Origin of the sequence: Canicola haemoglobinophilus, from assembly GCF_002015075.1 — a bacterium.
Classification (GTDB): Bacteria; Pseudomonadota; Gammaproteobacteria; order Enterobacterales; family Pasteurellaceae; genus Canicola; species Canicola haemoglobinophilus.
Genome location: NZ_MUXZ01000027.1, coordinates 38,644 through 58,864, shown reverse-complemented (window position 1 = coordinate 58,864; position 20,221 = coordinate 38,644). Strand labels below are relative to the sequence as shown.

20 protein-coding genes are annotated in these 20,221 nt (G+C 35.9%); 13 read left to right on the top strand and 7 right to left on the bottom strand.

From position 1 onward, the window contains the following. Positions 1–47 precede the first annotated feature (47 nt). Positions 48–1,421, top strand: coding sequence for a prephenate-dependent tRNA uridine(34) hydroxylase TrhP (gene trhP / locus B0186_RS08520; protein WP_078218935.1), 1,374 nt, complete (start codon positions 48–50; stop codon positions 1,419–1,421). Positions 1,422–1,593: 172 nt separating this feature from the next. Here trhP and B0186_RS08515 read toward each other — a convergent pair whose 3' ends face one another. From B0186_RS08515 to B0186_RS08490, 6 genes are all read right to left on the bottom strand, one after another. Beyond that, positions 1,594–2,781: a TRAP transporter large permease gene (locus B0186_RS08515; protein WP_235817211.1), complete on the bottom strand. Its 1,188-nt coding sequence runs from the start codon at positions 2,779–2,781 to the stop codon at positions 1,594–1,596. A gap of 1 nt (position 2,782) precedes the next feature. After that, positions 2,783–3,322 (bottom strand): TRAP transporter small permease subunit, encoded by a 540-nt coding sequence (locus B0186_RS08510; protein WP_078218934.1) that lies wholly within the window; start codon positions 3,320–3,322, stop codon positions 2,783–2,785. A 105-nt stretch (positions 3,323–3,427) separates the two neighbouring features. Continuing rightward, positions 3,428–4,435, bottom strand: a complete 1,008-nt coding sequence (locus B0186_RS08505) for a TRAP transporter substrate-binding protein (protein ID WP_078218933.1) — start codon at positions 4,433–4,435, stop codon at positions 3,428–3,430. Positions 4,436–4,460: 25 nt separating this feature from the next. Next, the gene (dgoD, locus tag B0186_RS08500; protein WP_078218932.1) at positions 4,461–5,609 is read right to left on the bottom strand and encodes a galactonate dehydratase; all 1,149 of its coding nucleotides are present in this window, start codon (positions 5,607–5,609) and stop codon (positions 4,461–4,463) included. A 10-nt stretch (positions 5,610–5,619) separates the two neighbouring features. Then, a complete protein-coding gene (locus tag B0186_RS08495; protein WP_211272437.1) occupies positions 5,620–6,255 on the bottom strand; it encodes a 2-dehydro-3-deoxy-6-phosphogalactonate aldolase in 636 nt (211 codons plus the stop codon). Positions 6,256–6,260: 5 nt separating this feature from the next. After that, the gene (locus B0186_RS08490; protein ID WP_078218930.1) at positions 6,261–7,151 is read right to left on the bottom strand and encodes a 2-dehydro-3-deoxygalactonokinase; all 891 of its coding nucleotides are present in this window, start codon (positions 7,149–7,151) and stop codon (positions 6,261–6,263) included. Between the two features lie 175 nt (positions 7,152–7,326). Here B0186_RS08490 and B0186_RS08485 point away from each other — a divergent pair, with 175 nt between their 5' ends. The 12 genes from B0186_RS08485 to B0186_RS08430 all read left to right on the top strand — a co-directional run bounded on the left by B0186_RS08485 (position 7,327) and on the right by B0186_RS08430 (position 19,398). Further along, on the top strand, positions 7,327–8,049 hold the full coding sequence (locus B0186_RS08485; RefSeq protein ID WP_078218929.1) for a FadR/GntR family transcriptional regulator: 723 nt from the start codon (positions 7,327–7,329) through the stop codon (positions 8,047–8,049). A 208-nt stretch (positions 8,050–8,257) separates the two neighbouring features. Beyond that, complete coding sequence (gene queA, locus B0186_RS08480; protein ID WP_078218928.1) at positions 8,258–9,328, top strand: tRNA preQ1(34) S-adenosylmethionine ribosyltransferase-isomerase QueA; 1,071 nt, start codon at positions 8,258–8,260, stop codon at positions 9,326–9,328. A 47-nt stretch (positions 9,329–9,375) separates the two neighbouring features. Further along, the gene (gene tgt, locus B0186_RS08475; RefSeq protein WP_078218927.1) at positions 9,376–10,506 is read left to right on the top strand and encodes a tRNA guanosine(34) transglycosylase Tgt; all 1,131 of its coding nucleotides are present in this window, start codon (positions 9,376–9,378) and stop codon (positions 10,504–10,506) included. A gap of 154 nt (positions 10,507–10,660) precedes the next feature. Continuing rightward, a complete protein-coding gene (gene yajC / locus B0186_RS08470; protein ID WP_078218926.1) occupies positions 10,661–10,960 on the top strand; it encodes a preprotein translocase subunit YajC in 300 nt (99 codons plus the stop codon). Between the two features lie 31 nt (positions 10,961–10,991). Then, positions 10,992–12,842 (top strand): protein translocase subunit SecD, encoded by a 1,851-nt coding sequence (gene secD / locus B0186_RS08465; protein ID WP_078218925.1) that lies wholly within the window; start codon positions 10,992–10,994, stop codon positions 12,840–12,842. A 12-nt stretch (positions 12,843–12,854) separates the two neighbouring features. After that, positions 12,855–13,823, top strand: coding sequence for a protein translocase subunit SecF (gene secF / locus B0186_RS08460; RefSeq protein WP_078218924.1), 969 nt, complete (start codon positions 12,855–12,857; stop codon positions 13,821–13,823). A gap of 235 nt (positions 13,824–14,058) precedes the next feature. Beyond that, entirely contained in the window at positions 14,059–14,850 is a 792-nt protein-coding gene (locus B0186_RS08455; protein ID WP_078218923.1) for a PDDEXK-like family protein, read from the top strand. Between the two features lie 17 nt (positions 14,851–14,867). Next, positions 14,868–15,512: a hypothetical protein gene (locus B0186_RS08450; RefSeq protein ID WP_078218922.1), complete on the top strand. Its 645-nt coding sequence runs from the start codon at positions 14,868–14,870 to the stop codon at positions 15,510–15,512. A gap of 102 nt (positions 15,513–15,614) precedes the next feature. Continuing rightward, entirely contained in the window at positions 15,615–17,708 is a 2,094-nt protein-coding gene (locus B0186_RS08445) for a transglycosylase SLT domain-containing protein (protein ID WP_078218921.1), read from the top strand. 21 nt (positions 17,709–17,729) lie between these two features. Next, complete coding sequence (gene trpR / locus B0186_RS08440; protein ID WP_078218920.1) at positions 17,730–18,038, top strand: trp operon repressor; 309 nt, start codon at positions 17,730–17,732, stop codon at positions 18,036–18,038. Next, entirely contained in the window at positions 18,019–18,735 is a 717-nt protein-coding gene (gene mtgA / locus B0186_RS08435; RefSeq protein ID WP_078218919.1) for a monofunctional biosynthetic peptidoglycan transglycosylase, read from the top strand. The genes trpR and mtgA overlap by 20 nt, the downstream gene beginning before the upstream one ends. A 120-nt stretch (positions 18,736–18,855) precedes the next feature. Continuing rightward, entirely contained in the window at positions 18,856–19,398 is a 543-nt protein-coding gene (locus B0186_RS08430; RefSeq protein WP_078218918.1) for a carboxymuconolactone decarboxylase family protein, read from the top strand. Between the two features lie 79 nt (positions 19,399–19,477). Here B0186_RS08430 and deoC read toward each other — a convergent pair whose 3' ends face one another. Beyond that, a complete protein-coding gene (gene deoC / locus B0186_RS08425) occupies positions 19,478–20,155 on the bottom strand; it encodes a deoxyribose-phosphate aldolase (RefSeq protein WP_078218952.1) in 678 nt (225 codons plus the stop codon). Positions 20,156–20,221 lie beyond the last annotated feature (66 nt).

Below are 20,221 nucleotides of genomic sequence, written 5' to 3'. Positions count from 1 at the left end.
TTGCCTTGTCGAGCTACTGACTTGTAATCAGACTTAAGAGAAAATTTATGACAACTCAATTTAAACCAGAATTATTATCTCCAGCTGGCTCATTAAAAAATATGCGTTATGCGTTTGCTTATGGCGCAGATGCGGTATATGCCGGTCAACCTCGTTATAGCTTGCGTGTGCGTAATAATGAATTTAATCATGCTAATTTGAAAATTGGTATTGATGAAGCCCATGCGCTCGGTAAAAAATTCTATGTGGTAGTAAATATTGCACCGCATAATTCCAAATTAAAAACCTTTATCAAAGACTTGCAACCTGTCATTGATATGCAACCTGATGCCTTGATCATGTCCGATCCAGGTTTAATTATGTTGGTGCGTGAACATTTCCCTGATATTGATATTCATCTTTCAGTGCAAGCCAATGCAGTAAACTGGGCTACGGTAAAATTCTGGAAACAATTGGGTTTAACTCGTGTCATTTTATCGCGTGAACTTTCCTTAGAAGAAATTGCTGAAATCCGTCAACATGTTCCTGATATTGAAATTGAAATATTCGTACATGGCGCATTATGTATGGCATATTCAGGACGTTGCCTATTATCAGGCTATATTAACAAGCGTGATCCAAATCAAGGCACTTGCACTAATGCTTGTCGTTGGGAATATTCTGTAACCGAAGGTAAAGAAGACGAAGTGGGCAATATTGTCAATGTGGGCGAAGAAATTCCAGTCAAAAATGTTGCACCGACTTTAGGCGAAGGCGATACAACAAGTAAAGTTTTCTTGCTCGCGGAAAGCCAACGCCCAGAAGAACAAATGTCAGCCTTTGAAGATGAACATGGTACTTATATTATGAACTCCAAAGATCTACGTGCAGTACAACATGTGGAAAAACTGTCACAAATTGGCGTTCATTCTTTGAAAATTGAGGGGCGTACAAAATCGTTCTATTATTGTGCAAGAACAGCGCAAGTTTATCGCAAAGCTATTGATGATGCGGCCGCAGGTAAACCTTTTGATGAAAGCTTAATGGATACCTTAGAAAGCCTTGCACATCGTGGATATACGGAAGGTTTCTTACGTCGTCATACTCATGATGAATACCAAAATTATGATTATGGCTATTCTATTTCTGAGCGCCAACAATTTGTTGGCGAGTTTACTGGTAAACGTAACGAACAAGGTATGGCTGAAGTTGCTGTTAAAAATAAATTCTTGCTTGGCGATGAAGTGGAATTAATGACACCAAAAGGCAATGTGATTTTTAAAATTGAACGCATGATCAATCGTAAAAATGAGCCAGTTGATGCCGCACTTGGCGATGGACACTTTGTCTTTTTAGATGTGCCACAAGATATTCAACTTGATTATGCCTTGCTAATGCGCAATTTAGTTGATGCTGATACAAGAAATCCTCATGGAAAATAGTAAAAAGCAGATCACTACGATCTGCTTTTTTAATTTTGAATGTTGCTATTTTACTAGAAATAAGGCTATCTCAGGGAACATAATGAGCATAGCCAACAATAGAGCTTGAATACAAATAAAAGGTAATACAGATTTAAAAATATCCACCAATTCTACGCCTTTTGGTGCAACACTATGCTGGTCCAAATGGTGGGGATAGGAAGGACATTTGCATATTTACACAAAATAAAACACCAAACCAAATAGGATCAAACCCTAAGTTTTGTACAATAGGAACAAAGATTGGCATGGTCAACATTGCAATACCAACCCAATCTAAGAATAATCCCAATACAAACAAAATAACCATCATAACTAAAATGATTCCTATTGGTGATAACCCAGAACTAATCAATAATGATTCAACAAATCGATTTCCACCAACTAAATTATAAATACCGACCAAAATATATGCACCAATACCTATCCACATGATCATGCCACAAGTTTGCATCGTTGTATAAGAAGCATCTTTTAGTACATTAATAGTTAACTCTTTACGATAAATTGAAACACCTAATACTGCAATAACCCCAACTGCAGCAGCTTCCGTTACTGAAGCAATCCCACCATAAATACTTCCTAGAACCAATAAAGCGATCATAGAAGGTAATGCAATGTTAATCTGCGCTTTACGTCTTTCTTCTTTAGAAATTTGTGCATAACGTTCTTCATCAGGAATTGCAGGTAAGAGTGCAGGATTGAGTTTTCCCCGAATAACAATATATAAAATGTACATACCTGCTAACATAAAAGCAGGAATAAAGCTAGCTGTGAATAAATCACCAATAGATACTGAAGCAACTAAACCATAAATAATTAATACTATACTTGGTGGAACCATAGTACCTAAAGCGCCTGATGAAACTACCACGCCAATCGCTAATTTCTTGTCGTACCCTAAACGCAACATTTGTGGTAATGCCAATAAACCTAATAAAACCGTTTCTCCACCTATAATACCGGACATGGTAGCGAGAAATACCCCAATAATAACGGTTTGTAATGCAACACCGGTTTTAAATTTTCTAGTAGTAAGCCACATTGCATTGTATAAATCTTTAGCAATACCTGTTTTATCCAACAATGATGCCATTAAGACAAACATGGGAACAGCAAGTAATGAATAGCTGGTCATAAAACCATAAACACGATTGACAACAATAGGTAAGATATCAGGACTAAACCAACCTACAGCCAATATAGTGGCAATTAAGCCCGTTAGAAATGCTAACGGAATACCCAGTACGAGCAATAAACACATGACCAAAAATAATATTGTCGTAACGCTTTCTATCCCTAATTCACTAAAACCGAACATACTATTTATCCTTACAGTTTCCTACAAAACCGGATATTAGTTTACAAGTAATCTGCATAATAAAAATTATCGAAAAAATAAAGACTGCTGCTTTTAATAATCCTGGAATAGGCGGATTCCAAGCTGAGCCAGAACGCTCCAATAATATTTCACCGGAAGGTGAAAATACAGCCGTTTCAGCTACTAGATAAGCGGAATAAGCAAGTAAAATAAAAAAAACTAATGTTAATAGCTTACTTAGAAGCTCTAGTTTATTCTTTCCACTCTCAGATAATTTATTCAATAAAATAGGAACTCGAATATGCTTATCTCGACCATACGCAAACAAACCAGCATAAACCATTAAAAAACCAGCAAGAGCAATACTTGTTTCGTGAACCCACTCAGTTGGACTATTAAATATGTAACGTGCGATAATTTCATAAAAGGAAATCAAAACAATAAATAGATATCCCCAAGATAAATAGTGCCCCGTATACTCAATAATCTTATCAATAAAGGTCATGTGAGTTGTATCTAACTTTTCATTCTCGTTTTCCATCTCATTATCCTTATTAGCAAAAAGTATTGTGGCAAATGGCTAGAACAAGTAACAATAAAATGGTGAATACGCTCAAATCCCTTTGAATGCACCCACCAATATACCTTATTGAACCATTCCTTTATCTTTAAGATATTTCATGACTATGTCATAGAATTTTTGTGACATTGGTGATTTAGCAGCCCATTCCGGCCACATTTCAGTTGCAGTTTCTCTAACTTTTTTAATTTCAGATTCATCCCAACTCACAATAGTAATATCTGGTTTTTTATTTTTCACCGCTTCTTCATCTAATTTTTGGTGCATCGCTAAGAAACCGACTGAATACTGTTTGCTTGCTTCTGCCAACACATCTTTCATATCTTGCGGTAATGAATCATAGATTTTTTTATTCAAGGTAACTTGATTAACTGGCATAGAGTGCCAACCAGGGTGAATTGGATATTTTGCAATATCATTCATACCACTTTGTTGGTTACGAGCAAAAATAGAATAATCAGATGCATCAATAACACCTTTTTCTAAAGAGGTATAAACTTCTGAACCAGGTAAATTAACTGGTGAAGCATCTAATTTTTTAAATAATGCTTGCACTAAACCTTCCGGAGCTCGTACTTTTACACCTTTCAAATCTTGAATGTTACGAATTGGCTTTTTAGATACTAATGACTCTCCACCTACTGTACTGACTGCAAGAAGTTGAACACCATATTTATTCAATAATTCGTTAGCAACCTCAAATCCACCACCGTTATACATAAAATCAACTAAATCTTTAGGATTACTCCATGCACCGATTAAGTTGCCATATAATGCAAATGCTGGATCTTTACCAGAAAAATAAGATGGATCAGTAAAATCCCCTTGAATAATATTCATATTAATTGAATCTAAAGTCTGGTTATGCTCTACCACTGAACCGGCACCCAATACATTAATATGAATTTTACCGTTACTTAATTTTTCAACATCTTGCGCCCATTTTTGCTGATATTGGAAAGCATCATCACCCGGCTGATCCGATGACTGAAAATTCCAATTATATTGAGCAGCTAACACACTTGTAGAAAATGCAACTAAAGAACAAGTTAAAAGTTTTTTGAATAGTTTCATATAGTTATTTCCTCTAAAATAAAGTTTACCATTCAGCAAAAGATCCATCTTTATTGCGCCAAATTGGATTACGCCATTTTGGATCTTTTAATCGTTGGTTTTGTAAAAATTCTTCGTTGACTTGAATACCTAATCCGGGTTCAGTTAACAATTCACAGTAGCCATTCTTGAAGTGATATACCTCCTTATTGTGCATATAATCTAAAACATCATTATCTTTATTGTAATGAATACCTATACTTTGTTCCTGGATAACCGCATTTAAACATACGGTGTCAATATGTAAAGAAGATGCCAATGCAATAGGTCCCAATGGACAATGAGGTGCTAAAGCAACATCAAATGCTTCCGCCATATTGGCAATTTTTTTCAATTCAGTTATTCCACCACAATGAGAAACATCAGGTTGTAAAATATCAATGCCACCACGCATCAATACCGATTTAAATTCCCAGCGAGAGAACATGCGCTCCCCTGTTGCAATAGGGATAGCCCCATATTGCGCAATTTCCTTAATAGCATCAAGATGCTCTGCCAATAGTGGTTCTTCTACAAACATCGGGTTAAAAGGGGCAAGTTCACGCATTAATACCTTAGCCATTGGTTTGTGGACTCGTCCATGAAAATCAATACCAATTCCAAAGTCACGATTAGTTGCATCACGAATAGCTTGAACCCTAGCTAAAACAGCATCTACTTTCGAATAATCATCAATAAAATTTAATTCTTCCGTTGCATTCATTTTGATAGCAGTAAAACCTAAATCTAACCGCTCTTTCGCCATCCTTGCTACATCATCAGGTCGATCTCCCCCAATCCAAGAATACATTCTCATTCTGTCACGACATTTTCCACCCAATAATTGATAAACTGGTGTATTCAACGCCTTACCTTTAATATCCCAAAGAGCTTGATCAATTCCCGCCAATGCACTCATCATGATAGGTCCGCCGCGATAAAAGGATGCTCGATACAAAACATTCCAATGATCTTCGATATCTCTCGGATCTTTTCCTACTAAATATTCCATTAACTCATCTATACAGGCATGAACTGTATGAGTTCGACCTTCCAAACAAGGTTCCCCCCATCCCACTATACCCTCGTCTGTCATGATTTTAAGAAATCCCCAACGGGGCGGAACAATATAAGTCTCATAACCGATAATTTTCATTTTTCATTCCTTATTTTTGCCAACTAATACGCTCACAAACTGACTTAAATCTCAGTGCATTTTGCTCAAACTCAGCAAAGCTCATACCGGACTTATACAAAGCATTCCCTATACCAAATCCACTTGCTCCATTAGCAACATAGTTTTCCATTTGCTCGAAATCAGCCGAAATACCTCCAACAGGAAAACATTCGATATCTTTAGGTAAAACTGCTTTTAATGCTTTTAACCCTTTTATTCCGATTATCTCGGCAGGATATAATTTTAAAAAAGTAGTGCCAGCATGAATTGCACTATAAGCCTCAGTTGGAGTCATTACACCGGAAAAAATAATACAATCTTGTGACTTCGCAAAGGCTATCACTTCAGTATTAACATTTGGCGTGACAATTAATTTAACACCTGTTGCCAAAACAGCTTTTAATTCATCAAGATTTGTCACAGTCCCAGCTCCAATACAACATAAATGTCCAATTTTCTCTTGTAATAACTTAATAGTTACTAAAGCATTCGGGCTATTTAAAGGAACTTCAATAAAATAATAATTAAGTTCAATCAGTTTTTGCGCATAACGCAATGCTTCTTCTGTTTGAATTCCACGCAAAATTGCTACCAAAGGTAATTTATTTTGAATTAATTCCGACATGTTCATCACTTATCTCCTAAAAAAGCTTTCATTCCAGCTAAAAAACAAGCTTCACCGTTTACTGTATGTGCCTGTTTTCCTAAAAAAGATAAAGCTACATCGTATTTATGAGAGAGACTTTCCCCACCTACAATAAAAATATTATCCACATGCCTTAATAAGGCTAATTCATTTCCTATCAATAATCCAGATAAATAAGAACGCACTGAATCAGATGAAATAGAACCATCAAGCAACAAGGTGCGAGCAGAAAACAACACAGAATTTAACGGATTACAATACCCTTTCTCTACACCTAATAAAAACCCATTTTGATCATCATAGTATTCAGGAATATCCTTAGTCAAAATGCTATATTGATTTAACAAAGCAAATAATTCCCCCGTCATCACAGTGTAAAAATCTGTAATATGTTCTTCGACTAATGACATATGTTTACTATGAGTACCAGGAAAAATCGCTGAGATCGAACTATCAGGAATTAATTTCCTCAGGCCGACTAACTGAGTTTCTTCTCCACGCATTACATCATTAAGAGAAAAGCAGTTTTTCCCTTGCAATCCAGGAACAATAAAAGCTTTCGCTCCCCAGTCTAGAGAAAATTCATACAAATTTTCTTTAATATCAGATAATTCTATTGATGATGGAAGATAGGGGACTTCATACCAGCCTTTCCGGGATCCAATCATACCTGCCATATAAATAGGTAAAGATGCAATATCTACCATATCTTTCCATTGTCTAATACTTTGCAAAAGCACAGTGGAAAAATCCCTATTTTTTACTGACAGTAAGCCTTTATTTTCAGATAATTTGCTAACTACCCTGTGCTGTTCAGTTAGCAAATAAGCCCTGAAATTTGTAGTTCCCCAGTCAACAGCAACATAATGTTTCATTAATCACCTCAACTCTTGTATGACAAGATGATAAATAAAAATACATACTATTTCTGTGATAAATATCACAAATTAGAGAAGATACTTCAAATAAAGTCCTAGAATTTTTTAACTTTTAGAAAAATCATGAAATATGATAAGCTGATACTCCGAGCATTAAAGGGGTAAAAAGTAAATGTTAAAATCACAAATAATTGCAAAAATACTTATTCAAAAATGCTTTTCAGGAGAGTTTAAAGAAGATGATTTGTTACCTGGAGAAATAGATCTCTGCCTTCAATTCAATGTATCTAGAAGCTCTATTCGTGCTGCGTTACAGATACTCTCAAATAAAGGAATCATTACAATCGCCCCCAAAAAAGGCAGTATGATCAATAAACTATACGAATGGCACTGGTTAGATAAAGATATTTTATGTTTTATATCTGATAGTCCTATCGCTCCCTCTTTGATAAAAAGTTTACTGACCGCAAGATTAACTTTTGAACCTACAATATGTGCTATTTGCGCACTTTCAGCCGATACGGAAGATCTTATTGCTATTCATCAAGGCTATGAGTTAATGGTGAAAGGGGCACAAGAAAATAATCGTTCCCTATTTATTCAAGGTGATAAGTTATTCCATTCATCAATCACCAAAGGGTGCAAAAACCCATTTTTGCTTTCTTTAGATAATTTACTTTCTGCCGCCATGCTGATTTCCTTTAACCAGACTTTAGAAATTGATATTAATAGTAATTTACCTGCGTTAACACAACATAAACATTTACTTGATGCTATTTGTAAAAAAGAAGCACATCAAGCTAAAGAAATATCCAAAAAGTTGATTTTAAAGGCATTAGATAAACTAAATTTAGGTAGTGTCCAAGATTTACAAGCCATCTACTCCCATATATAATCTTGTTAAAAAAATGTTGCAAATGTAAAAATTTAGTATAGAATGGCGCCCATACCCTAAAAAGTATGACTCCAAATATATTTCGCCCTCTCCAATTGAGAGGGCTTTTTTTATCCCTCATTTGTACAATTTTCTGTTTTCACTTGTTAAAGCGCTCAATTCGCACTAGACTAGCCCACTTCTCAATTAATTACTTGAACATAATAAAATGCAACTTTCCGATTTTTATTTTGATTTACCTGATGAGCTGATTGCTCGCTATCCAAAAGCAGATAGAAAATCCAGCAAATTGTTACAGTTAGAAGGTAAAACTGGCGCCGTTTCACACCGCTCTTTTAGCCATGTGCTTGATCTCGTAAATGAAGGCGATCTCCTGATTTTTAATAATACTCGAGTTATTCCAGCAAGAATGTTTGGACGTAAAGCGAGTGGCGGAAAATTAGAAGTCTTAGTAGAACGAGTTCTCAGCGAACATAGTTTTTTAGCCCATATTCGCTCATCAAAGTCGCCCAAAGAAAATGCAGAACTTTTTTTGGGAGAAGACAAACTTGGCGAAGGTAATGGCGTTAAAGTGCTGATGAAATCACGCCATGAGAGTTTATTTGAACTCGAATTAGCCGATAAAAGCACCGCACTTTTAGATATTTTACAGCAAATCGGACACATGCCTTTGCCACCTTATATTGACCGTCCAGATGAAGATGCCGATAAAGAGCGGTATCAAACTGTCTATAACAAAGTACCTGGCGCTGTTGCAGCCCCAACTGCTGGCTTACATTTTGATAATGAATTATTAGAGCAACTGAAGAATAAAGGGGTTAATTTTGCCTTTGTTACTTTGCATGTAGGCGCAGGTACTTTCCAACCTGTTCGAGTGGAAAATATCGAAGATCATAAAATGCACGCTGAATATGTGGAAGTGCCGCAAGAAGTGGTTGATGCAGTTTTAGCTACTAAAGCCAAGGGCAAACGCGTAATTGCAGTGGGAACAACTTCAGTTCGTTCTATTGAAAGTGCGGCACTTTTTGCGGAAGAAAATAATAGCACTCAATTACTTGAACCTTATTTTTCTGATACTTCCATTTTTATTTATCCAGGCAAAAAATTCCGTGTGATTGATTGTTTGATTACCAATTTCCATTTACCAGAAAGCACATTAATTATGTTAGTTTCTGCTTTTGCGGGTTATGAACATACAATGAATGCCTATAAAATTGCCGTAGAAAATCAATATCGTTTCTTTAGTTATGGCGATGCCATGTTTATTACCAAGGCTTAGAAGCCAATTTACATCAGACTGTTTATCTGAAAAGAGGGATTACAACAATGAAATTTACCTTACATAAAACCAATGGCGTAGCACGCCGTGGCACAATGACCTTTAGTCGTCCACAAGGCGAATTTAGCGTGGAAACACCCGCCTTTATGCCCGTAGGAACTTATGGCACTGTAAAAGGCATGACCCCCGAAGAAGTGCGAGCCACTGGTGCAGAAATCTTGCTTGGCAATACCTTCCACTTATGGTTACGCCCTGGTCAAGAAGTGATGCGTCAACATGGGGATTTACATGATTTTATGCAATGGCATCGCCCAATTTTAACGGATAGCGGCGGTTTCCAAGTTTTTAGTTTAGGCAAATTACGTAAAATTACGGAAGAAGGCGTGAAATTTCAAAACCCAATTAATGGCGAACGCATTTTTTTATCGCCAGAAAAATCCATGGAAATCCAATATGATTTAGGCTCTGATATTGTGATGATTTTTGATGAATGTACACCTTATCCTGCGACTTTCGACTATGCAAAAAAATCCATGGAAATGTCTTTACGTTGGGCAAAACGTAGCCGCGATCGTTTTGACGAATTAGGCAATGAGAATGCGTTATTTGGTATTGTGCAAGGCAGTACCTTTGAAGAATTACGCAAAATTTCTGTTGAAGGGTTAATCAATATTGGTTTTGATGGTTATGCTGTGGGTGGCTTAGCAGTTGGCGAACCTAAAGAAGATATGCACAGAATTTTGGAATATGTGTGCCCACAACTTCCAGCCGATAAACCTCGTTACTTAATGAGCGTTGGTAAACCAGAAGATTTGGTTGAAGGCGTGCGTCGTGGTATTGATATGTTTGATTGCGTGATGCCAACCCGTAATGCGCGAAATGGTCATCTTTTTGTTAGCAATGGCATTGTAAAAATTCGTAATGCCAAATATCGCAATGATACAACCCCACTAGATCCTGAATGTGATTGCTATACTTGCAAAAATTACACTAAAGCATACTTATATCATTTAGATAAGTGCGGTGAGATTTTAGGCTCAAGATTAAATACCATTCATAATCTTCGCTATTATCAACGTTTAATGGCACAAATTCGTCAAGCAATTGAAGAAGATCGCTTTGATGATTTTGTTGTAGAGTTTTACAACAAAATTGGTAAGCCAGTACCAGCGCTATAAAATACGAGAACAAGTGCTGGATAAATAATCTATAAAACCTGCGTAGATAAATAAAGTGCGGTGGAATAAAAAGATTTTTTCACATTAAAGGCGTTTTATGCTATTTTACGCAAGGTTTTTTACTCATGTTTAACTAACTTATAAGGATAAAATAATGGAAGCTCAACAAGGTAGTCCACTTTCAATGTTATTTATTTTTGCCATTTTTGGATTGATTTTCTATTTTATGATTTATCGTCCACAAGCAAAACGTAACAAAGCACACAAACAATTAATGTCTGAATTAGCCAAAGGCACTGAAGTGTTAACTTCTGGTGGTATTATCGGCAAAATCAGCAAAATCAGTGCTGAAAGCGATTATGTTGTGATCGCATTAAACGATACAACTGAAATTACTATCAAACGTGATTTTATCGTAGCTGTATTACCAAAAGGCTCTTTAAAATCTATCTAATTTTTTATTCATTCCGCAAGGGAACAAATCTATGTTAAATCGTTACCCTTTATGGAAGAACCTAATGGTGATCCTTGTGATCGCCATTGGTGTTTTATACTCTCTTCCAAATCTTTATGGTGAAGATCCTGCTGTACAAATTTCTGGAACACGTGGTCAAACCGCTGATACAAAAGTGCTTAGTAATGTACAAACATTATTAGAGCAAAATAGTTTACCAATCAAATCTATCATCTTAGAAAACGGCTCAATTTTAGCTCGTTTTAATAACACGGATGATCAACTCTTAGCCAAAGATAAAATTATTGAAAAACTTGGCAATAATTATTCTGTTGCGCTCAACCTAGCCCCAGCCACACCAAAATGGTTAACCGATATTGGCGGTAGTCCAATGAAATGGGGATTAGATTTGCGTGGCGGCGTCCGTTTCTTAATGGAAGTGGATATGAATACCGCACTAGGTAAACGCCAAGAACAATTACAAGATAATTTACGCACTGAATTACGCAAAGAAAAATATCAATATACCTCTATTCGTAACGGGGAAAACTTCACGACTCTCGTCACTTTGCTTAAACCAGAACAACTTTCAGATGTACAACGTTTCTTGCGCAAACAACATCAAAATCTTGAAGTGAACGCAATTTCAGAAAATACCCTTAGTTTAGGTTTAGCTGAAAGCGTTTTAAATGAAACTCGTGATCATGCTATTGAGCAAAACTTAAGTATCTTACGTCGCCGTGTCGAAGAATTAGGCGTTGCTGAACCCGTTATTCAGCGCCAAGGTGCTGAACGTATTGTGGTTGAATTACCGGGTGTGCAAGATACGGCTCGCGCCAAAGAAATTCTAGGTGCAACAGCAACCTTAGAATTCCGTTTAGTTAACCAAAATGCCAATTTAGATGCCGCACTTAGAGGAATGGTACCAGCTGATTCAGAAGTTAAATATGATCGCAATGGTAGCCCTGTTGTGCTTTACCGCCGAGCTGTATTAGGTGGAGAACATATTACTAATGCAAGTTCTGGTGTGGATCAAAATACCGCCTCTCCACAGGTTTCTGTAACTTTAGATTCTGAGGGTGGCGAAATTATGGCACAAACCACCAAACTCAATCTGAAAAAACCAATGGCAACTTTATATGTAGAATATAAAGACAGTGGTAAAAAAGATGAAAATGGTAAAACGATTTTAGCTAAACATGAAGAAGTGATTAACGTGGCTACTATCCAAGGTCGTTTCGGTTCTCAATTCCAAATCACTGGAATTAATAGCCCAGCAGAAGCACAAAATCTTTCCGTATTATTACGTTCTGGTGCTTTAACTGCTCCAATTCAAATTATTGAAGAAAGAACTGTTGGTCCATCTTTAGGTGCACAAAACGTTGAACAAGGATTACAAGCAGGCTTATGGGGATTAGCTATCACGATCCTCTTTATTCTAATTTACTATAAACTCTTTGGTTTATTTGCCAGCATTGCCCTTCTTGCCAATATGGTGCTACTCGTAGGAGCAATGTCCTTATTACCTGGTGCAACTTTGACTATGCCGGGGATTGCAGGTATTGTTTTATCTGTTGGGATGTCCGTTGATGCAAACGTTCTGATATTCGAGCGGATAAAAGAAGAAATTCGTAATGGACGCCCAATCCAGCAAGCAATAAATGAAGGTTATAACGGTGCATTTACCAGTATTTTTGATGCGAACTTAACCACAATCTTAACATCAGTAGTGTTATATGCTGTTGGTACTGGTCCTGTGAAAGGCTTTGCGATCACTCTCTCTTTAGGTGTCGCCATTTCAATGTTTACTGCAATTACTGGAACGCGTGTTCTCGTGAACTTAATTTATGGCGGTAAACGTGTTGAAAAATTATCAATTTAAGGCAGGTGAATAATGAGTTTATTTACACGCAATAAAAAAGTTCATGAATATAAAGGGATTATTTTACCTTTTAAATTAACTCCTTTTATGAAATATCGTTACTGGGGATATATTTTCTCTCTTATTGTAACTGCGGTCTGTTTTTTCTTTATTTTTACTAAAGGATTTAACTGGGGATTAGATTTTACGGGTGGAACAGTAATTGACACTCATTTTTCTCAACCAGCGGATCTTAATAAAGTCAGATCGACATTAAAAGAAAATGGCATAGAAAGCGCCCTAGTACAGACGACTGGTGGTGTTCGAGATGTGATGATCCGTTTGCCTGCTACAGAAAGTAATGCCGAAGTAGGTAATAAAATCAAAACTATACTGAATGGTTTAGATAAAGATCTAGAAATTCGTAGTATTGAATTTGTGGGTCCAAATGTTGGAGAAGAGCTAACACAGGGCGCCATTTACGCAACATTAGCAACATTACTGATGTTGCTAGGTTATATTGCCTTCCGTTTTGAATGGCGTTTGGGAACAGGTGCAGTAGTCGCTCTTGCTCATGACGTTATTGTGACATTAGGGGTATTTTCCTACCTCCAAATCGAAATGGATCTGACCTTTGTTGCTGCTATTCTCTCTGTAGTGGGATATTCTTTGAACGACAGTATCGTGGTCTTTGACCGTGTGCGTGAAAACTTCCGCAAAATTCGTCGCATTGATACCGTAGAAATCATTGATATTTCTTTAACTCAAACCTTAGCAAGAACCTTAATGACATCTATCACTACATTATTTGTGGTAATTGCTCTGTTTGCTTTCGGTGGCCCAACAATTCATAGTTTCTCACTAGCATTGTTAATAGGTATTGCGTTCGGTACTTACTCCACAATTTACATCGCTATCACTATAGCCCTTGATTTAGGACTCAAACGTGAACACATGCTTATTCAAATTGTTGAAAAAGAAGACTTTGAAGAAGGCTTATAAAACAAAATAGTCGGGCTTTATGCCCGATTTTTTTATCAACAAATCAAACCTTATTTCAACCTTTCACTCACCCAAATTGATCATCTACAAAGGAATTCTCATGCAACCCAAGTTAGTTAAATTTGGATTTTCAATAAACCCAATGTTGTATTACAGTTTTATTTAAATTTATATGATCTATTTTGTCGTTTGAATAAATATACTATTAAAGAAAAAAGATAAGAGAGATGAAATTATGGATACTGAATTTAACCAACAGCTCGAAGATTTCTTTACTGAATGGAATAAACTCTCTTTTTCAGATAAGGATGATGATAATTTCGACCCAAAACAATTATCTGAGTTTTTTAATCAGTGGAAAAAACTAGGTGCCATTATTGAGCCTAAAAAAGAGCAAATTATTCCTATTCCAAAAAGCGAGCAGTTAAAAAACTTCTTTATCGCATTTCAAGAAGCACAAAAACCTATCGAAGCGGAAAGACAGCTTGGTATGTTTGCTAATGTGTGGCAAGCCGCTAATTTAGGCAGAAATGAGGTAAGAAATAGTAAAACATTACGCTGGTTTCTTGATATGTATGCCAATCATGGACAAGGTAGCCTATTTTTACAAGCTGTTTATCAGTGTTTACCAAAAGATTTTTTACCTTTTCCAAAGGAATATCGAGCTACGGAAGAATGTTGCCCATTGGGCGAAGAAACAGAGCGAGTAGATATTGAAATAGACTCAGATAACCTATTACTCTTTATTGAAGTAAAAATTGATGCTCTGCAAAGTAAGCAACAGCTAGAACGCTATATCAATGTTGCAAAGAAAAAATCAGGTTCTCGACCTTGGGGTATTATTTATCTTACGAAAGATGGTATTTTGCCAAAAGAAATTAATGATAAAGAAAGGGTTGTAGGTATTTCTTGGCGTCAGTTAGCTAAAGCCTTAGAAGTTTTAACCAAACAGAAATCTAAACTTGAACCTAATAACCGTGGTATATGGTTAGCAGAACAATTTATTCAACATATTTTAACCTTTTAAAACTAAGGAGTTTTCAAATGAACAGCAAAAAAGAAGCATTTAAACTTATTATTGAGAATATTCAGATGTTTGATGAAGCTTGTCAGCTTATTGATAAGGAAATATCAAAGCAAATTTTTGAAAAAATAGAAGATGTTATTAGAATGAATAGTCAGTATTCAGGAAGATTTAATTTTATCAACAATAAGGATTTCAAGTTTTATCCTGAAAAATGGCTCAACTCTACCCAAAATAAAGAAGACCCCAAAAATAGCTATGCTCATTACTATTTTGGTTTTTTATCTGCTGAAAGTAATAATAATGTTGGGACCTGTTTATCCATTACCCCCTTGTTTTCACATAAGCAAGACAGTATGGTATTTGGATTTTATAGCTATATAAAATGTAGCGCAAAAGATTGGAAAAACTTTATCAAAGAAATGAATGAAGAATATCCTCAGCTAAACCAACTAGGGTTTAAGTGGAACCCTAAGGAAGGAAGTTTCTATATAATCATTCCGCCATTAGATAAGCAAAAAATAATAGAAAGCTATCCTGATTTCGATGATGCTTTTGAGCCAATTGAAAATGCTTTAGATATTCTTATCGAGGCAAAACCTATCTTTGATGAAATTATTGAAAAAGCTAAAACCAGATTTGGCGTATTAAATACCAATGAATAATGACTTATTTTCCTATAAGCAGTCAAAATAGTTAAAAACTCACTTTTTAGGATAAGAAAAGTGAGTTTGGTTTTCTATAAAAGCAACATAAAAGGAACCTCAATGCAACCCAAATTAGCTACATTCGGATTTTTACTTTTTGCCACCGCACTTTCCAGCTTTGCAACAAAGGCAAATACTGTCTCTAATTCTCTTGAAGAAATTGCACAATTCAAACAGACAATCACACAACAGCAACAACAAATTCAACAATTACAAGATCAATTTCTATTGCAAGAAAAACGTCATCAACAACGAGAAATTTATCAAAAGCTGACGGAATATCTAAAAAAATCAGATAGTGAAAATACCTTGCAGATAACTGAAAACTTATTAGCTGAATTAGCGGATTACCCTCTTTATCCTTACGCTCAATATCAATGGCTGAAACAACATAAGCCACTTACTTTTGAACAAATTAAACAATTGTCACAACGCTATCCTGATTTTATTTTGCTCAATGAGTTGAAAAAAGCATGGTTAAAACAAGCGAAACAACAGCAAAATTGGCAAGATATTATCGATAATGCACATTACCTCGCAAAAGATACCACCACTAAATGCACTACCCTTGAAGCACAAATTGAAATCGCTAAAAAAAATCAAAAAAGCACCGCACTTTCTGATTATGCCAATGAAATCCAAAAGCTGTGGCTTAATGGAAATAGTTTGCCAACACAATGTGATCCTATTTTTAGTCAATGGCAGCAAGAATATTTAACAGATGAATTACTTCAACAACGTGCAGTCTTCGCTTTTGAAAAAGGCAATTCAGCTTTACTTAGTCATCTTATCAACCAAGCTAATGGGGATATGAAGACTTGGTTGAATGACTTACTCTTGTTATTAAAATCGCCACTAAGATTGCAAAATGGCAGTCAAAACAGTTTCCATATCAATAATCTTGACCCGAATAATCCAGTACATCAACGTGTTCTATTGTCGATTTTTCCTGCTTTTATAAAAAAATTGCCAGAGTCACAACTCAATATAAATGAACCTTTTGCACAATTTGAAACATGGGCACACAAATTTCAACTTAATGCAGAGCAAATCACGCAATGGAAAAAGTATTTAATTAGTCATATTTTTGATACTGATATTACTCAGTTACAACAATGGCGAGATACGCAATTACAACTACTGAAAATAGACCAATTAACTGAAAGACGTATCAGAATGGCTATTCGCCAGCAAGAAAACCGCTGGGAATGGCTTAACCAGCTTTCTGAACAAGGGAAGAAGAAAGAGGAATGGCAATATTGGATTGCTGTTGAATTGGAAAAACAAGGCAAACACAAACAAGCGCAACAGATTTTACAAAATATGCGTAACTCCCTCGGTTTCTACCCAATGCTAGCTAATCAGGAATTAGGAACAGAATACCGCCCAACAATGCAGTATTTTTACAATCAACAACTGGAACAAGATATTGCGCAAAAATTTGCCTCTGAATTCGCTAGAATTCAAGAATTGAAATTGTTAAATGAACATAGCTATGTAAAACAAGAATGGCAGCAACTACTTGCTCAAGCAAATCAAAATGAAAAATTAGCATTGGCAAAATATGCAGAAACACAGCAATGGTACGATCTACAAGTGGAAAGTACTATTCAAGCAAAAGCATGGCAATATATTCATTTGCGCTTGCCTAACGCTTATCAAACATGGTTTGACACTTTTCTAAAAAATAAAAAAATCCACCGCACTTTTGCTATGGCAATCGCTCGCCAAGAAAGCGCATGGCAAGCGAATGTGACCTCTTCCGCTAACGCACGAGGATTAATGCAACTGTTGCCAAGCACAGCAAAGCTGACAGCACAAAAATTTAATCTACCTTATAACAATGAAAATCAGCTCTTTGATCCCATTGATAATATTATGCTTGGCACACAACATTTAGCAGAACTTTATGACAAATATGGCAATAATCGCATTTTAATTGCGGCAGCTTATAACGCTGGAGCAAAACGTGTTGAACAATGGTTACAAAAATCGAATGGTACATTGTCTATGGCAGAGTTTGTGGCAACTATACCTTTTTATGAAACAAGAGGTTATGTACAAAATGTGTTGACCTATGCTTATTATTACCAACTTTTGCAAAATCTTCCTGTTCAAAAATTCACAGAAGAGGAATATAATAGAACATACTAGTTTAATAGTAAGGAGAGAAATATGTACGTAAGTCGAAATATGGAACAGTGGAATGAATTTCTTAATCTACTGCGAAAAGCTTTTGAACAAGGTAAAGAACAAGAATTACTGACCTTATTACTCACTGCCGATGAACGAGATGCTGTTGGTTTACGCGTTCAAATTGTATCTCAATTACTCAATAAATCTTTAGCACAACGGGAAATCCAGCAAAATTTAAATACAAGTGCGGCAACAATTACGAGAGGTTCAAATATGATTAAAATTATGCCGCCTGAATTTATGGATTGGGTTAAAGAACAACTAAACAATGAAGATAAAGCAAATTAGGCAGCGATTAATCAAAAAACTCAAGCAGAAAAGTAAAAAACTTTTCTGCTCTTTTTTGTTGCTTTTTTTCGCTCTGACTCTACTTTTGCGCTTTGTGCCTATCCCCTTCTCTGCCTATATGCTGCAACAAAAAATAGCCAATTTCAGCGTTGCAAATAATTATTCAATTCAATATCAGTGGGTACCTTTAGAGAAAATTTCTTGGCAAATGCAATTAGCAGTTATCGCTGCCGAAGATCAACTTTTTGCTCAACATCATGGATTTGATTGGAACTCCATTGAAAAAGCGATACTACATAATCAACAATCCTCTAGAACGAGAGGTGGTTCAAGTATTTCTCAACAAACAGCAAAAAACCTTTATTTATGGCATGGGCAAAGTTGGCTTAGAAAAGGATTAGAAATCCCAGTGACTTTATCACTGGAATTGCTGTGGAATAAAAAACGTATTTTAGAAGTCTATTTGAATATTGCAGAGTTTGGGCGTGGAATTTTTGGCGTTGAAGCCACAAGCCAACATTATTTCAAGAAGTCCGCCCAATATTTAACACAACAAGAAGCCGCATTATTAGCGGCTATTTTGCCAAATCCTATAATTTTCAAAGCAAATAATCCTAGTGCTTATACCAAACGCAAACAAAAATGGATTATGCAGCAAATGAATAACTTGGGTAAAAGTTACCTGAACAACTTATAAAATATAGCTATATAGCATAGCCTTTTTATCTAAGAAATCCGCAAAAACGTTTTGCCATAAGCAAAGATTTCATTCTATTATTTCTCCAATTTCTTCATCTAACTTTTAAAAGGAACATTTATGTCTAAATTTACTATCCATACTATTGACAGCGCACCAGCAGACTCACAAGAGGCACTAAAAGCCGTACAACAAGCCAATGGTTTTATCCCAAATTTGATCGGCGTTTTAGCAAATGCACCAACAGCCCTAGAAACATACCGCACTGTTGGTGCTATTAATGGACGTAACAGCTTAACGCCTGAAGAACGTGAAGTTGTACAAATTACAGCTGCGGTAGTAAATGGATGTGGTTTCTGTGTGGCTGGACACACGAAAATTTCACTTAAATTGCTCAAAATGCCAGAGGAAGTAGTCAATGCAATTCGCACAATCGCCCGTATTGATAGCAATTTAAAATTAGATACTTTAGCTCGTTTTACTCTAGCAGTAATATTGCAAAAAGCTAAACTCACCGATGCACAACTCAACGAGTTTTTTGCAGCGGGTTACAATCAACAAAATGCGATTGATGTTATTTTAGGTGTAAGCTTGGCGACTTTATGTAACTATGTAAATATCGCAGAAACACCAATCAACCCTGAATTGCAAGATTTTGCATAAATAAAAAACTTGTAGAGGTTCAATCCAGATCCTCTACAAGTTAAATTCTTACAAATTTAATTGTTAGAATTTTTTCATCCTAATATAAACCAGAATCCGCTTTCAAACCTTTGATAATTGCGATACCAGCACTTGCACCAATCCTAGTTGCTCCAGCCTCGATCATCGCTATTGCTGTTTCTGTATCTCTCACGCCACCTGATGCTTTTACTCCTATTGTTTCACCAACAGTTTGTCTCATTAATTTAATGTCTTCAACCGTTGCACCACCTTTGTTAAAGCCTGTTGATGTTTTAACAAATCCAACATTAAGATCACGACAAATTTCACAAGCTTTGATAATTTCTTCTTTTGTTAACAAACAAGTTTCTAAAATAACTTTTAAAGTAACGCCATGGCAAGCATTTAAAACTGTTGCAATATCTGACCGCACTTGATCCCATTTCGCTGATTTAATCCAACCTACGTTGATGACCATATCAACTTCCTCTGCACCCGCTTGAATAGCTTGTTCTGCCTCAAAAGCCTTCACTGAGGATAAGTTTGCGCCGAGTGGAAATCCTACCACTGTGCAGATTTTAACATTAGTATCTTTTAATTTTTGTTTAGCTAATGGAATATAGCCAGAATTAATACATACAGAGAAAAAGCCATGTTCAATAGCCTCTTCACATAATTGGATTATGTCTTGCTCAGTTTTCTCAGCAGTAAGTGCTGTATGATCAATAAATTTAGCGATTTCATTAGGATTTATCATTGAGTTCATTATTAATCTCCTTCGTCATTTTCTAGGTTATTTTCAATTTTTTACATGATACAGCAA